Origin of the sequence: Rhizobium laguerreae (assembly GCF_019778565.1) — a bacterium.
Classification (GTDB): domain Bacteria; phylum Pseudomonadota; class Alphaproteobacteria; order Rhizobiales; family Rhizobiaceae; genus Rhizobium; species Rhizobium laguerreae.
Genome location: NZ_JAAXQT010000010.1, coordinates 287,518 through 301,120, shown reverse-complemented (window position 1 = coordinate 301,120; position 13,603 = coordinate 287,518). Strand labels below are relative to the sequence as shown.

The 13,603-nt window shown below is 62.4% G+C and carries 12 protein-coding genes; 4 read left to right on the top strand and 8 right to left on the bottom strand.

The genetic code is table 11. The features are described from left to right. Window positions 1-5 precede the first annotated feature (5 nt). From HFO71_RS28150 to HFO71_RS28115, 8 genes are all read right to left on the bottom strand, one after another. Window positions 6-1,139, bottom strand: coding sequence for an aminomethyl transferase family protein (locus HFO71_RS28150; RefSeq protein WP_168258998.1), 1,134 nt, complete (start codon window positions 1,137-1,139; stop codon window positions 6-8). Window positions 1,140-1,313: 174 nt separating this feature from the next. After that, window positions 1,314-2,198 (bottom strand): formyltetrahydrofolate deformylase, encoded by an 885-nt coding sequence (purU, locus tag HFO71_RS28145; protein ID WP_221988708.1) that lies wholly within the window; start codon window positions 2,196-2,198, stop codon window positions 1,314-1,316. A gap of 98 nt (window positions 2,199-2,296) precedes the next feature. Beyond that, window positions 2,297-3,604 carry a type III glutamate--ammonia ligase gene (glnT, locus tag HFO71_RS28140; RefSeq protein WP_077980036.1) on the bottom strand — a complete coding sequence of 436 codons (1,308 nt, stop codon included), beginning with the start codon at window positions 3,602-3,604 and terminating at the stop codon, window positions 2,297-2,299. An 83-nt stretch (window positions 3,605-3,687) separates the two neighbouring features. Continuing rightward, window positions 3,688-5,016: an FMN-binding glutamate synthase family protein gene (locus HFO71_RS28135; RefSeq protein WP_221975441.1), complete on the bottom strand. Its 1,329-nt coding sequence runs from the start codon at window positions 5,014-5,016 to the stop codon at window positions 3,688-3,690. A gap of 14 nt (window positions 5,017-5,030) precedes the next feature. Beyond that, complete coding sequence (locus HFO71_RS28130) at window positions 5,031-5,717, bottom strand: GltB/FmdC/FwdC-like GXGXG domain-containing protein (RefSeq protein WP_221988706.1); 687 nt, start codon at window positions 5,715-5,717, stop codon at window positions 5,031-5,033. A 39-nt stretch (window positions 5,718-5,756) separates the two neighbouring features. Further along, window positions 5,757-6,665 carry a class II glutamine amidotransferase gene (locus tag HFO71_RS28125; RefSeq protein WP_077980033.1) on the bottom strand — a complete coding sequence of 303 codons (909 nt, stop codon included), beginning with the start codon at window positions 6,663-6,665 and terminating at the stop codon, window positions 5,757-5,759. Between the two features lie 88 nt (window positions 6,666-6,753). Further along, the gene (locus tag HFO71_RS28120; RefSeq protein WP_131662502.1) at window positions 6,754-7,437 is read right to left on the bottom strand and encodes a helix-turn-helix domain-containing protein; all 684 of its coding nucleotides are present in this window, start codon (window positions 7,435-7,437) and stop codon (window positions 6,754-6,756) included. A gap of 78 nt (window positions 7,438-7,515) precedes the next feature. Then, window positions 7,516-8,475, bottom strand: coding sequence for a GlxA family transcriptional regulator (locus tag HFO71_RS28115; RefSeq protein ID WP_131661607.1), 960 nt, complete (start codon window positions 8,473-8,475; stop codon window positions 7,516-7,518). Between the two features lie 87 nt (window positions 8,476-8,562). Between HFO71_RS28115 and HFO71_RS28110 the strand changes: the two genes are divergently transcribed. The 4 genes from HFO71_RS28110 to HFO71_RS28095 are packed head-to-tail and all read left to right on the top strand — an operon-like array spanning window position 8,563 to window position 13,599. Next, entirely contained in the window at window positions 8,563-9,813 is a 1,251-nt protein-coding gene (locus HFO71_RS28110; RefSeq protein ID WP_131661606.1) for a sarcosine oxidase subunit beta family protein, read from the top strand. A gap of 12 nt (window positions 9,814-9,825) precedes the next feature. Continuing rightward, window positions 9,826-10,107 (top strand): sarcosine oxidase subunit delta, encoded by a 282-nt coding sequence (locus HFO71_RS28105; RefSeq protein ID WP_131640619.1) that lies wholly within the window; start codon window positions 9,826-9,828, stop codon window positions 10,105-10,107. After that, window positions 10,104-13,058, top strand: coding sequence for a sarcosine oxidase subunit alpha family protein (locus tag HFO71_RS28100; protein WP_221988705.1), 2,955 nt, complete (start codon window positions 10,104-10,106; stop codon window positions 13,056-13,058). Before HFO71_RS28105 ends, HFO71_RS28100 begins: the two co-directional genes overlap by 4 nt. Beyond that, entirely contained in the window at window positions 13,051-13,599 is a 549-nt protein-coding gene (locus HFO71_RS28095; protein WP_221988704.1) for a sarcosine oxidase subunit gamma family protein, read from the top strand. The genes HFO71_RS28100 and HFO71_RS28095 overlap by 8 nt, the downstream gene beginning before the upstream one ends. The last annotated feature ends 4 nt before the right edge of the window (window positions 13,600-13,603 follow it).

The following is a 13,603-nucleotide window of genomic DNA, read 5'->3' as shown; positions in this document are numbered from 1 at the left end:
GCTCCTTAACCTACGGCAATCCTCTTCTTCTTCTCCGGATCGTCGAAAGGAAGCGTGTGGGCGGTGGCGCCTGCCTTCACGGTCTTGCCGCGGACTTCGAGTTTCGTTCCATGCACTGCCTTGTCAACGTCCAGACGGGCAATCGCCATGGATTTCTTCGTCAGCGACGAATAGCTCGGGCAGGTGATGACGCCGACCTTTTTGCCGTCGGCAAAGACTTCGTCGCCGAGGTCGGCCGGTCCGTCGGCATCGATCAGCATGCCGAAGATCTTGAAGCGTTCCTTGCCCTTGAGGCGCGCATGTTCCTCGGCGCCGCGGAAACCCGTCTTGCCGGGGCTGACGGTAAAGTCGAGGCCGAGTTCCCAGAGGCTGTCGCCGGGCGGCTGGTCGGCGAAGGGATACATCTGCGAATTGTCATAGGGGTAGAACAGCAGGTAGCTTTCGACCCGCAGCATGTCGAGAACGGAGAAGCAGCAGGGGATGATGCCCATCTCCTTGCCTTCCTCGACGATCCGGTCCCAGACCATGACGGCGTCCTGGCCGCGCACGAAGATCTCGTAGCCGCGTTCGCCGGTATAACCGGTGCGCGAGATCATCACCGGCGCGCCGAACAGCGTCGTCTGCATGTGGTGGAAATATTTGAGGTCGCGGATGCCGGGCACATATTTGGCGAGATAGTCGACCGCGATCGGACCCTGCAGCGACAGGTCATGCAGGTCATCGTCGAAGAGCACCGCGCAATTGCGGCCCGCCGCCTGCTTGACGAGTTCCTCGTGGCCGGAGCCGGAGCCATGCACGAGCATCCAGGAATTCGGGCCGGTGCGATAGACGATGCAGTCGTCGGTGAAGTGGCCGCGCTCGTTCAGCATGGTCGCGTAGACCGAGCGGCCGGGGTAGATCTTCGTCAGGTCGCGGGTGGTGATGTGGTCGAGCACGGCGATGGCGTGCGGGCCGACCAGGTGCACCTTCTTCAGGCCCGAGACATCCATGATGCCGGCCTTGGTGCGGACGGCGACATGCTCTTCCGACATGTCCTTGTCGTAGGTCCAGGCGGTGCCCATGCCGCTCCAGTCCTCGAGCTTCGATCCCAGAGCGCGATGCCGATCCGCCAAGACGGAGAAACGCCATGATAAAGCCATTGTCCGTTCCCTTTTGTTTCCTCTACGGAATATTTATTTCCTGACTATATTCGTCTTTCGCGCCGTGGCAAGCCCGCCCGACATGCATTTCCCAAAACTTTCGGCGCCCTCGCTGCATCCCTCACCGAATGAATGAGGGATACGGCTACGCTTTTGCCGTCCCTCAACCCGCCTCTAACCCATGCGTTCCGAGGCGTAGCTGCCGGGGCTTGCCGGGAAGACCACGGTGCGGTTGCCGTTGATGAAGGTGCGGTGATGGATATGGGCGTGGATGGCCCGCGCCAGCACCTGGCTTTCGACATCGCGGCCGATCGAGACATAGTCGTCGGGTGACTGCGCATGGGTGATGCGCGCCGTGTCCTGTTCGATGATCGGGCCTTCGTCGAGATCGGCGGTGACGTAATGCGCCGTTGCTCCGATCAGCTTCACGCCGCGTTGATAGGCTTGTTTGTAAGGATTGGCGCCCTTGAAGCTCGGCAGGAAGGAATGGTGGATATTGATGATCTTCCCGGACATATTCTGGCACATCTCGTCCGACAGGATCTGCATGTAGCGGGCGAGCACGATCAGCTCGGTGCCGGTCTGCTCGGCCACGTCCATGATATGGGCCTCGGCCTGCGCCTTGTTGGCCTTGGTGACCGGAATATGGTGAAAGGGAATGTCGTGGTTGACCACGACCTTCTGGTAGTCGAAATGGTTGGAGACGACGCCGACGATATCGATCGGCAGCGCGCCGATCTTCCAGCGGTAAAGCAGGTCGTTCAGACAATGGCCGAAACGCGACACCATCAGCAGCACCTTCATGCGCTTCTCGCTGTCGTGAAAATTATAATCCATTTCGAAAGGAGCGGCGACGGTCGCGAAACCGGCGTCGATATCGGCGCCCGAAAGCCCCTCTTCCGAAATGAAGCCGACGCGCATGAAGAACTTGCCGGTATCGAGATCGTCGAACTGCGAGCTGTCGATGATGTTGCAGCCCCTGTCGGCCAGATAGCTCGAAATCGCCGCGACGATGCCGCGCGTCGACTTGCAGGATACGGTGAGTACGAAACTCTTCATGCTGTCACTTTCTTCGCCATATCAAGTGCAGGGGCCCGATCACGCCGGAGCTTGTTCGCCCCGGCGCGTTAGCCTGTCATTGGACGCGTCTAGGCCACTCAGATATCGAGCGTGCTGTCGCGTTCCCACTGGGTGAAATGCGAGCAGTAGGCATTCCATTCCTGGTGCTTGAGCTTGAGATAGGCGGCGGAAAACTCGGCCCCGATCGCCTGCTTCAAGCCCTCGTCGGCATCATAAGCGCGCAGCGCGTCAAGCAGGTTGAGCGGCAGGCGCGGCGCGTCCTTCACCAGGTACCCCTCGGCATACATGTCGATATCGTAGTGGCGGCCGGGGTCTGCCTGGCAGCGAACGCCGTCGAGGCCGGCCGCGATGATGATCGCTTGCAGCAGGTAGGGATTAACAGCCCCATCGGGCAGGCGCAGCTCGAAGCGGCCCGGCCCCGGCACGCGCACCATGTGGGTGCGGTTGTTGCCCGTCCAGGTGACGGTGTTCGGCGCCCAGGTGGCGCCCGATGTGGTGCGCGGCGCGTTGATGCGCTTATAGGAATTGACCGTCGGATTGGTGATCGCGGCAAGCGCGGAAGCATGTTTCATGATGCCGCCGAGGAAGGTTTTGCCCTGAGCGGAGAGGCCAAATGGCATTTCCTTGTCCGCGAAGGCGTTGACCTTGCCACCGACGTCCCAGACCGAGATGTGGGCATGGCACCCGTTGCCGGTCAGGCCCTTGAAGGGCTTCGGCATGAACGTAGCGCGAAGGCCGTGCTTTTCGGCGACCGACTTGACCATGAACTTGAAGAAGGAGTGCTTGTCTGCCGTCTGAAGCGCGTCGTCATACTCCCAGTTCATCTCGAACTGGCCGTTCGCGTCCTCGTGGTCGTTCTGATAGGGCTTCCAGCCGAGCTCGAGCATGTAGTCGCAAATCTCGGCGATGACATCATAGCGACGCATCACGGCCTGCTGATCGTAGCAAGGCTTTTCGGCTGTATCGAACTGGTCTGAAATCACCGAGCCGTCCGCGGAGATGAGAAAGAACTCGGGCTCCACGCCGGTTTTCACCCGGAGCCCTTCTTTCGCAGCTTCAGCGACCAGTCTTTTCAGCACCACGCGCGGTGCCTGTTCGACAGGCTGATCGTCCATGACGCAGTCGGCGGCAACCCAAGCGACGTCTTTCTTCCAGGGGAGCTGGATGACGGAGGAAGCATCGGGAAGCGCGAACAAATCGGGATGGGCAGGTGTCAAATCCAGCCAGGTTGCGAAGCCCGCAAAGCCGGCGCCATCTCTTTGCATATCGGCGATGGCTTCTGCGGGAACCAGCTTGGCGCGTTGGCCGCCGAACAGGTCGGTATAGCTGATCATGAAATATTTGATGCCTTTGTCTCTGGCAAAAGCAGCAAGATCCAGTGTCATTCTCGTTCCCCTTTGGATTTCTTCGAGACACTTTGCTTATGGATGCGAGGCGGCCGGGATGTTTGCCCGGCCGGTAGTAGAAATCAGTAGCCTCCCTTGCCGGGATACCAGTTTGTGCCGGCGAGCGGGATCTGGGCCATTGCGGCCGCCTCCATCGTCAGCGCGCAAAGATCTTCCGGTTCCAGGTTGTGCAAGTGGTTCTTGCCGCAGGCGCGCGCGATGGTCTGGGCTTCCAGCGTCATAACCTTCAGATAGTTGGCGAGACGGCGGCCGGCGGCGATCGGATCGAGCCGCTTCATCAGCTCCGGATCCTGCGTGGTGATGCCCGCCGGGTCCTTGCCTTCGTGCCAGTCGTCATAGGCGCCGGCCGTCGTGCCGAGCTTCTGGTATTCTTCTTCCCAGTGCGGATCGTTGTCGCCGATCGCAACCAACGCCGCCGTGCCGATGGCAACGGCATCGGCACCCAGCGCCAATGCTTTGGCCACGTCGGCGCCCGAACGAATGCCGCCCGAGATGATCAGTTGCACCTTGCGATGCATGCCGAGATCCTGCAGCGCCTGGACGGCGGGGCGGATGCAGGCGAGCGTCGGCATGCCGACATTCTCGATGAAGACATCCTGCGTCGCGGCGGTTCCGCCCTGCATGCCATCGAGCACCACCACGTCGGCCCCAGCCTTCACGGCAAGCGCCGTATCGTAATAGGGACGCGCGCCGCCGACCTTCACATAGATCGGCTTTTCCCAGTCGGTGATCTCGCGCAGTTCCAGGATCTTGATTTCGAGGTCGTCCGGGCCGGTCCAATCCGGATGGCGGCAGGCCGAGCGCTGGTCGATGCCCATCGGCAGGTTGCGCATATGGGCGACGCGATCGGAGATCTTCTGGCCGAGCAGCATGCCGCCGCCGCCGGGCTTGGCACCTTGACCGACAACCACTTCGATCGCGTCGGCGCGACGCAGGTCCTTGGGATTCATGCCGTATCGCGACGGCAGATACTGGTAGACCAGCGTCTGTGAATGGCCGCGCTCTTCATCGGTCATCCCGCCGTCGCCTGTCGTGGTGGAGGTTCCGGCTATCGTCGCGCCGCGTCCGAGCGCTTCCTTGGCATTGCCGGAGAGCGCGCCGAAGCTCATGCCGGCAATGGTGATCGGCGTCTTCAGATGAATGGGCTTTTTGGCGAAGCGCGCGCCGAGGACAACCGATGTGTCGCACTTCTCGCGGTAACCTTCGAGCGGATAACGCGAGATCGATGCGCCGAGAAACAGCAGGTCATCGAAATGCGGAACCTTCCGTTTGGTGCCGGCGCCACGGATGTCGTAAATGCCGGTCGCCGCGGCACGGCGGATTTCCGCCAGCGTGTAATCGTCGAAGGTCGCGGACTTGCGCGGCGGGGTATAGGGGTTGTGGTAGCTCATGATGGTCCCTCGCCTTAATACGCGTCGGCGTTGTCGATATTGAAATTGTAAAGCTTGCGGGCCGAGCCGTAACGCTTGAATTCCTCGGGCCTCACTTCGGTCACGCCCGCCTTTTCAAGAAGTTCGGCCAGCTTCGTCAGGTGCTCGGGACGCAGCTCCTTTTCGATGCAATCGGCACCCAGGCTCTTGACCGAACCGCGCACGAAGAGCTTCGCTTCGTAGAGCGAATCCCCAAGCGCATCGCCGGCATCGCCGAGCACCACGAGGTGGCCGGACTGACCCATGAAGGCCGACATGTGGCCGATATTGCCATGAACGACGATGTCGATGCCCTTCATCGAGATGCCGCAGCGTGACGCCGCATTGCCCTTGATGACAAGGAGGCCGCCGCGGCCGGTTGCGCCGGCATACTGGCTGGCATCGCCCTCGATGACGACGGTTCCAGACATCATGTTTTCCGCAACACCCGGACCTGCCGAACCGTGAACGGTGACGGTCCCGCCGTCGTTCATGCCGGCGCAGTAATAGCCGACCGACCCCTTCACATCGACCGTGACGGGCGCATCGATGCCGACGGCAACCGAATGGCTGCCGCGCGGATTGACGACTTCGAAGGAAAGATCGTTCGAACCGTCCTGGATGTTGTGCAGGGCACTATTGAGTTCACGTAACGGCGTAGTGGCAAGATCAATGACAGGCATGTTTCGATAAACCCTTGGAGAATACGCATGAGGCGCCGGTCAAGCGACCTTCTGGTGATCCCAGAAATAGACGGTTGCAGGCTCCGGCTCCCAGACCCGGGCATTCTCGATGCCGGGCAGATTGACGAGCGCCCGGTATTCCGAACCGAAGGCGACATACTGGTCCGTTTCAGCCATGACAGCGGGCTTGCAGGCAATCGCGTCGCGGACGACGCCGAAGCCGGACTTCGTGCCGACGACGAAGGTGAAGAAGCCGTCGAGATCATCCACCGCGCCTTCCAGCGCCTGGCCGAGATTCTTGCCCTTGGCCATCTCTGCCGTCAGATAGGCGGCGGCGACCTCGGTGTCGTTTTCGGTTTCGAAGGTCATGCCTTCGCGCTTCAGCTCGCGGCGCAGATTGTTGTGGTTGGACAGCGAGCCATTATGCACCAGGCATTGGTCGGAGCCGGTGGAGAACGGATGGGCGCCGAGCGTCGTGACGGCCGATTCCGTCGCCATGCGGGTATGGCCGATGCCGTGGGTGCCGGCCATCGAATTGACCGCGAAGCGGGAGACGACATCCTTCGGCAGGCCGGTTTCCTTATAGATCTCGATGGCGTCGCCGCTGCTCATGATGCGAACATTCGGACGCAATTCCGCAACGGCTGCCTTGCCCGCGTCGAGCAGATCCTTCGCAAGCGTGATGACGGCATGCGTGCTCTTCACCTGGATGGCGACCGATGCGCCAACCGCCTGGCCGAGTTCAGCCTCGAGGCCGGCGAAATCCTTCTTCGGATTGGCCGACTGGATGGTGATCTTGGCATTGTTGCCGCTGGCGTCGCCATAGATCGCGATGCCGGCGCTGTCCGGCCCCCGATCCGTCATCGTCACCAGCATCGAGGACAGCAGTGCCCCGAGCTCCGGTTCGAGACTTTTATCCTTGAGGAAGAGACCCACAATTCCGCACATGACCAGACCTCCGTTCGTGTTGGGAAAGGACTAGCAGGTCTGTTTTGGGTTTTCAACTCGGAAGAAAGATTTTTTCTTTTAAGGCAAGTCAGCCTTTCGAGCTCTGCTGTGGATAGCTGATGATCGAGAGGTATTTGCTCGGCAGTTTCACCAGCTGTTCCGGCCCATGCGGCGCATCGGCGTCGAAGAACAGGCTGTCGCCCGGCTGCATCTGGAAAAGCTGGTCGCCGTGGCGGTAAACAACTTCGCCTTCGAGCATATAGAGAAACTCCATCCCCTCGTGCTGGAAGGTCGGGAAGATGTCGGAATCGGTCGTCAGGGTGATGAGGTAAGGCTCGACGATGACGCCGCTGGTATTGTTATCGATATGACCGAGCACATTATATTGATGACCGGCGCGGGTGCCGCGCCGTTCGAGCTCGATGCCCTGGCCCGCCTTGACGAAGACGGCGTTGCGCGGTTCCTCGAAACGTCGGAAGAAGGCGGTCAGCGGCACGCCGAGCGCCCGCGACAGAGATTGCAGCGTCGTCAGCGACGGCGAGATGTTGCCGTTCTCGATCTTCGACAGCATGCCGAGCGAAATGCCCGTCGCCGCCGCCAGATCGGTCACCGTGATGCCGAGTTTCTTTCGGTAGGCGCGCACCTCATGGCCGATTGCCATTTCGAGGTTGTTTTCCTTCGGCTCGCGGACGGCGTGAGGGTCCTGGGAAAAGGGAGCGCGTCCACTATTCGCCTGTTCCGGTTGCTCTGCCGCTGCACGCTTGGATTTCATGGGTTTTCCCCTGCCGCCTTCTCATTTCTGAAGGCAACCCTATCGCCATAGTGAAAATTCCTCAACCGTGAAGAAAACCTATTCCCGCCGTGCCTCACGCGGGGCGATGCCATAGACGGCACGGAACATGCGGGAAAAATGGCCCAGACTGGAAAAGCCGGTGGCCACAGCGATTTCCGAGACGGAAAGCGGGCTCTGCTTCAGCAGCCGATGGGCATGCTGCAGCCTGATCCTGCGGTATTGATCAAGAAAGGTGGTGCCGAGATGGGCAGCAAAGAGCCGGTCGAGATGGCGGGTCGTGACGCCGGCGATGCGCGCCATGGCGGCACGCTCGAGCGGCATCTCGATCGTCTCCTCCATTCGTTCGAGAACGTTAAGCAGGCCGGGATGATGGACGCCGTAACGCTCGGCCAAGGATGCGCGCTGGGGTGCAGCGGGCTCGTTGACCTCTGTATGAAGATACCAGTCGCTGACACGGCGGGCGAAATCCGGCCCCATGCGCTCGGCGATCAGCACATGCATCATGTCGAGCGGCGCGATGCCGCCGCCGCAGGTAATCCTGTTGCCGTCGATCATGAAGCGCGCCTGGCGCGGCGTGAGACCCGGGAAGGCTTCGAGAAGGGCGGCCGCATGCTCCCAGTGGATGGTGAAGTCGCGGCCGCCAAGCAGTCCGGCGGCGGCCATAAGATAGGGGCCGCCCGAGATGCCGCCGATCCTCACACCTTCGCGCGACAGCTGCCTCAAGCAGGAAAGCACGCCGGGATACCGCCAGTCGCGGGGCAAGCCGCCGGCGCAGACGAAGGCCGTTCCGAGCCCCGCGCCCCTGACAGGGAGAGGTTCGGCAGGGACGCTGACACCCGAGGAGGAGAGTGCCGCTGCGCCATCCGGCGAGAAGATCTGCAGCCGATAGATTTCGCGTCCAGCCAGAAGATTTGCCGCCCTCAGCGGTTCGGTCGCCGAGGCATAGGACATCAGGGCGAATCCCGGAATAAGGATAAAGCCAATCGTCTGCACATTTCTGCTATCAAGCGAGGACATGTCTCTTTCTTAGCGATTAATGTCTCTTCTGTGCAAGTCTGCCCTCCCCTTTCTGGCATCATGCACCTGTTCTTTCCGGGGTGACCCATGCGCTATTCCGCTCTTTCGATTTTCCTGAACGGCCTTCGCGGCAACAAAAGCTGGGCGCCGGCTTGGCGCGATCCGGCGCCGAAGCCGCATTACGACGTCATTATCGTCGGCGGCGGCGGCCATGGCCTTGCCACCGCCTATTATCTTGCCAAGGAATTCGGCGTCACCAATGTCGCCGTCCTCGAAAAGGGCTATCTCGGCTCGGGCAATATCGGCAGGAACACGACGATCATCCGTTCGAACTACCTGCTGCCTGGCAACAATCCCTTCTACGAGCTGTCGATGAAGCTCTGGGAAGGGCTGGAGCAGGACTTCAACTTCAACGCCATGGTCTCGCAGCGCGGCGTGCTCAACCTCTTCCATTCCGACGCGCAGCGTGACGCCTATACGCGCCGCGGCAACGCCATGCGGCTGCACGGCGTCGACGCCGAGCTTCTCGACCGGCAGGCGGTGCGCAAGAAATTGCCCTTCCTCGATTTCGACAATGCCCGGTTCCCTATTATGGGTGGCCTGTTCCAGCCGCGCGGCGGCACGGTGCGCCATGATGCGGTCGCCTGGGGTTATGCGCGCGGCGCCGATCAACGCGGCGTCGACATCATCACCCAGTGCGAAGTGACCGGCATCCGCCGCGAAAACGGTCAGATTACCGGCGTCGAGACCAGCAAGGGTTTCATCGGCTGCGGCAAGCTGGCGCTGGCGGCCGCCGGCAATTCCACCGTCGTCGCCGATATGGCCGGCCTTCGCCTGCCGATCGAAAGCCATGTGCTGCAGGCCTTCGTCTCCGAAGGGCTCAAACCGTTCATCGACACCGTCGTCACCTTCGGCGCCGGGCATTTCTACGCGTCCCAGTCGGATAAGGGCGGCCTTGTCTTCGGCGGCGACATCGACGGCTACAATTCCTATGCCCAGCGCGGCAATCTCGCCTCGGTCGAGCATGTCGCCGAAGCCGGGCTTGCGCTGATTCCCTCGCTGTCGCGCGTGCGATATCTGCGCTCCTGGGGTGGCGTCATGGATATGAGCATGGACGGCTCGCCGATCATCGACCGCACCCACATCGACAATCTCTATCTCAACACCGGCTGGTGTTACGGCGGCTTCAAGGCGACACCCGCCTCCGGCTTCTGCTACGCCCATCTGATCGCCAGCAATGCGCCGCATCAGACCGCCCGCGCCTTCCGGCTCGACCGCTTCGCGCGCGGCTACCCGATCGACGAAAAGGGCGTCGGCGCCCAGCCCAATCTGCACTGAGGACATTTGACGATGGCAAGCCTGATTTCCTGTCCTCATTGCGGCGTCCGACCGAAGGAGGAGTTCTCGATCCGCGGCGATGCCGGCCTTGCTCGGCCGGCGCCGGATGCCGGTGCGGAGGCCTGGTACGATTATGTCTATCTGCGCGACAATCCGCGGGGCCGGCACAGCGAATACTGGCACCATTCCTCCGGATGCCGCCGCTGGCTGATCGTCGAACGGGATACCGTCACCCATGCGGTCCACGGCGTCAGGGATGCCGCCCTCTCCAAGCTCGGCGGAGAACCGGCATGACGAGCTTCCGTCTTTCTTCCGGCGGCCGCATCGACCGCACTGCTTCGCTCGGTTTCACCTTCGACGGCAAGCCTCTTGAGGGCCATCCGGGCGACACACTCGCCTCGGCGCTGCTTGCCAACGGCGTCCAACTCGTCGGCCGCAGTTTCAAATATCATCGCCCGCGCGGCATTCTGACGGCGGGGGCTGCCGAACCGAACGCGCTGGTGACGACAGGCAGCGGCGGGCGCACCGAACCGAATACGCGCGCGACGATGATCGAGCTTTACCATGGGCTGACGGCAAAGAGTCAGAACCGCTGGCCCTCGCTCGGCTTCGATGTCGGCGCGGTCAACGGACTGCTGTCGCCCTTCCTCAGCGCCGGTTTCTACTACAAGACCTTCATGTGGCCGGCGGCCCTCTGGGAAAAGCTCTACGAGCCGGTGATCCGTAAGGCGGCCGGCCTCGGCAGAGCCTCCTACGAAGCCGATCCCGACACTTACGAGAAATGCTGGGCGCATTGCGATCTGCTGGTGATCGGCGCCGGCCCTGCCGGTCTTGCCGCAGCGCTCACTGCCGGCCGCGCCGGTGCGCGCGTCATCCTCGCCGACGAGGGATCCGAACTCGGCGGCAGCCTGCTTTCCGACAGCGGCACCATCGACGGCGAGGATGACGCGCTTCTGGGTGAGCTGCTTGCCGAACTGGCGAGCCTGGAGAATGTGCGCCGCCTGCCGCGCATGACGGTGTTCGGCTGGTACGATGACAATGTCTTCGGCGCGGTCGAACGGGTGCAGAAGCACGTGGCGATACCCGACCCGGAACGCCCCGTCGAACGGTTGTGGCGCATCGTCGCCCGCCAGGCGATCCTTGCAACCGGCGCCGAGGAGCGTCCGCTCGTCTTCGGCGGCAACGATATTCCCGGTGTGATGATGGCAGGCGCGATGCGCAGCTATCTCAATCGACAGGCGGTCGCACCCGGCAGAAGCACTGTCATCTTCACCACCAACGACGCCGGATATCGCACCGCCGCCGATCTCGAGGCCGCCGGCCTCGCGGTCGCGGCGATCGTCGACAGCCGCGGGGATGGAGGTGGGAGTTGGCAGGGCCGCGCCGAAGTGCTGGAGGGTGCCAGGGTCATCGATGCGTTTGGCGGCAAGAGCCTGCGCGGCGTCAACGTCAAGACCGCAGACGGCACCCGCCGTATCGAAGCGGATGCGCTTGCCATGTCAGGCGGCTGGAGCCCCATCATTCATCTTGCCTGTCATCGCGGCGCGAAGCCGCAATGGTCGCATGAGGCCTCGGCGTTTCTTGCGCCCGTCCAGCAGGAAGGTCTGACCGTTGCCGGCTCGGCTGCCGGCATGGCGCAAACCGCGACCTGCCTCGGCGATGGCGCCGCAAAGGCAGTTGCCGCGTTGAAGGCGATCGGTTTCGCAACGGCGGAGCCGGCCTTTGGCGAGGCGTCCGAGACGGCTGCACAGGCAAAGTCGCTCTGGTCGGTGAAGGGTTCGAAGGGCAAGGCCTTCGTCGATTACCAGAACGACGTGCATCTCAAAGATCTAGGCCTCGCTGTCCGCGAAGGCTACGGCCATGTCGAACTCGCCAAGCGTTACACGACATCAGGCATGGCGACCGACCAGGGCAAGCTTTCCAACATCAACGCCATCGGCATCCTTGCCGAGGCGCGCGGCGTCTCGCCCGCCGAGGTGGGAACGACAACGTTCCGGCCCTTCTATACGCCGGTTTCCTTCGGCGCTTTGACCGGGACGTCGCGCGGCAAACATTTCCAGCCGGCGCGCAAATCGCCGCTGCATGGCTGGGCCGAGAAGAACGGCGCGGTCTTCGTCGAAACCGGCCTCTGGTACCGTTCCGCCTGGTTTCCGCGCGCCGGCGAGGCGACGTGGCGCCAAAGCGTCGACCGCGAGGTGCTGAACATCCGGAAGAATGCCGGCCTCTGCGATGTCTCGACCCTCGGCAAGATCGAAATCTTTGGCAAGGATGCCGCGACCTTCTTCGATCGCATCTATTGCAACGGCTTCGCCAAGCTCGCCGTCGGCAAGGCGCGTTACGGCATCATGCTGCGTGAGGACAGCTTCATCTATGATGACGGCACCACCAGCCGGTTCAGTGACGAGCATTTCTTCATGACGACGACGACGGCGCTTGCCGCCGGCGTGCTGACCCATCTCGAATTCTGCGCCCAGACGATCTGGCCGGAACTCGACGTCTGCTTTGCCTCCTCGACCGATCAATGGGCGCAGATGGCCGTCGCCGGGCCGAAGTCGCGTACCATTCTCCAGGAGATCGTCGACGAGGATTTGTCGGATGCGGCCTTCCCCTTCATGAGCGCCCGCAAGGTCTCCCTGTTCGGCGGCCAACTTGAAGGCCGGCTCTTCCGGATCTCCTTCTCCGGCGAACTTGCCTACGAGCTGGCAGTACCCGCCGGCTACGGGGAAGGCGTTGCTGATGCGGTCATGGCCGCGGGCGAGAAACATGGCATCTGCGCCTACGGCGCCGAAGCGCTCGGCGTCATGCGCATCGAAAAGGGCCATGTCACCCATGCCGAGATCAACGGCACGGTAACACCTGGTGACCTCGGCTTCGGCCGCATGGTTTCATCAACCAAGCCGGATTTCATCGGCAAGGCAATGCTTGCCCGCGAAGGGCTGCAGGATCCCGAGCGGCCCCGCCTCGTCGGCGTCAAGCCGCTTAATCCGGCAACCGGCTTCCGCACCGGCTCGCGTATTCTTGCCGAGGGTGCTGCGGCGACGCTCGAGAACGACCAGGGCTACGTCACCTCAAGCGCGTTTTCGCCGGGGCTCGGCCATACGATCGGCCTGGCGCTCGTCAGGCGTGGGCCGGAGCGCATCGGTGAAAAGGTGACGGTCTGGAACGGCCTGCGCAACGAAATCACCGATGCGGTGCTCTGCCATCCCGTCTTCATCGATCCCGAAAACGAGAAGCTCCATGCGTGATCTTCCGCAGCACAAACCGGTTCTTGCCGGCATGGCATATAACGGCATCTCAGGGGCGGGCGTCCGGCTGGAAGCCTTGCCGGAGGGCCATCTCCTGCATGTGCTCGGCGCGATCGAGCCCACCGCGCTCGCCACGGAATTGGTGAAAGCAGGCTTTGCGCAAAGTTCGATCCGCCAGGCGGGTTTCCGCCAATGGTTCGTCGCCGGCGACGAACCGCTCGTGCCCGCCAGCCTCGATGCTCTCGCGGCAGCGCTTGCGGGCAAGGCCTTCGTCATGGACCAGAGCCACGGGCGCGTGCGGATCGGCGTTTCCGGCCGTTCTTCGCGGGCACTTCTCTCAAGGGGGACCGCCGTCGATCTCGATCCTTCGGCCTTTCCGGAAGGCCATTCGGCCATGACGATCGTCGGTCATCTCTCCGTGCAGATCGTCCGCACCGGCGATGACAGCTTCGAACTCACGGTCCTGCGCAGTTTTGCCGAAAGCCTCTGGGACGATCTCACCCATATGGCGGCGAGCGCCGAAAAGGATGGCGTCCGATAGAGGC

Excerpts from the sequence above, each read along its gene's own strand:
- HFO71_RS28150 (WP_168258998.1), bottom strand. The coding sequence starts at position 1,139 with ATGGCTTTATCATGGCGTTTCTCCGTCTTGGCGGATCGGCATCGCGCT.
- purU (WP_221988708.1), bottom strand. The coding sequence starts at position 2,198 with ATGAAGAGTTTCGTACTCACCGTATCCTGCAAGTCGACGCGCGGCATC.
- HFO71_RS28120 (WP_131662502.1), bottom strand. The coding sequence starts at position 7,437 with ATGAAATCCAAGCGTGCAGCGGCAGAGCAACCGGAACAGGCGAATAGT.
- HFO71_RS28125 (WP_077980033.1), bottom strand. The coding sequence starts at position 6,665 with ATGTGCGGAATTGTGGGTCTCTTCCTCAAGGATAAAAGTCTCGAACCG.
- HFO71_RS28110 (WP_131661606.1), top strand. The coding sequence starts at position 8,563 with ATGCGCTATTCCGCTCTTTCGATTTTCCTGAACGGCCTTCGCGGCAAC.
- HFO71_RS28115 (WP_131661607.1), bottom strand. The coding sequence starts at position 8,475 with ATGTCCTCGCTTGATAGCAGAAATGTGCAGACGATTGGCTTTATCCTT.
- HFO71_RS28100 (WP_221988705.1), top strand. The coding sequence starts at position 10,104 with ATGACGAGCTTCCGTCTTTCTTCCGGCGGCCGCATCGACCGCACTGCT.
- glnT (WP_077980036.1), bottom strand. The coding sequence starts at position 3,604 with ATGACACTGGATCTTGCTGCTTTTGCCAGAGACAAAGGCATCAAATAT.
- HFO71_RS28135 (WP_221975441.1), bottom strand. The coding sequence starts at position 5,016 with ATGAGCTACCACAACCCCTATACCCCGCCGCGCAAGTCCGCGACCTTC.
- HFO71_RS28130 (WP_221988706.1), bottom strand. The coding sequence starts at position 5,717 with ATGCCTGTCATTGATCTTGCCACTACGCCGTTACGTGAACTCAATAGT.
- HFO71_RS28105 (WP_131640619.1), top strand. The coding sequence starts at position 9,826 with ATGGCAAGCCTGATTTCCTGTCCTCATTGCGGCGTCCGACCGAAGGAG.
- HFO71_RS28095 (WP_221988704.1), top strand. The coding sequence starts at position 13,051 with ATGCGTGATCTTCCGCAGCACAAACCGGTTCTTGCCGGCATGGCATAT.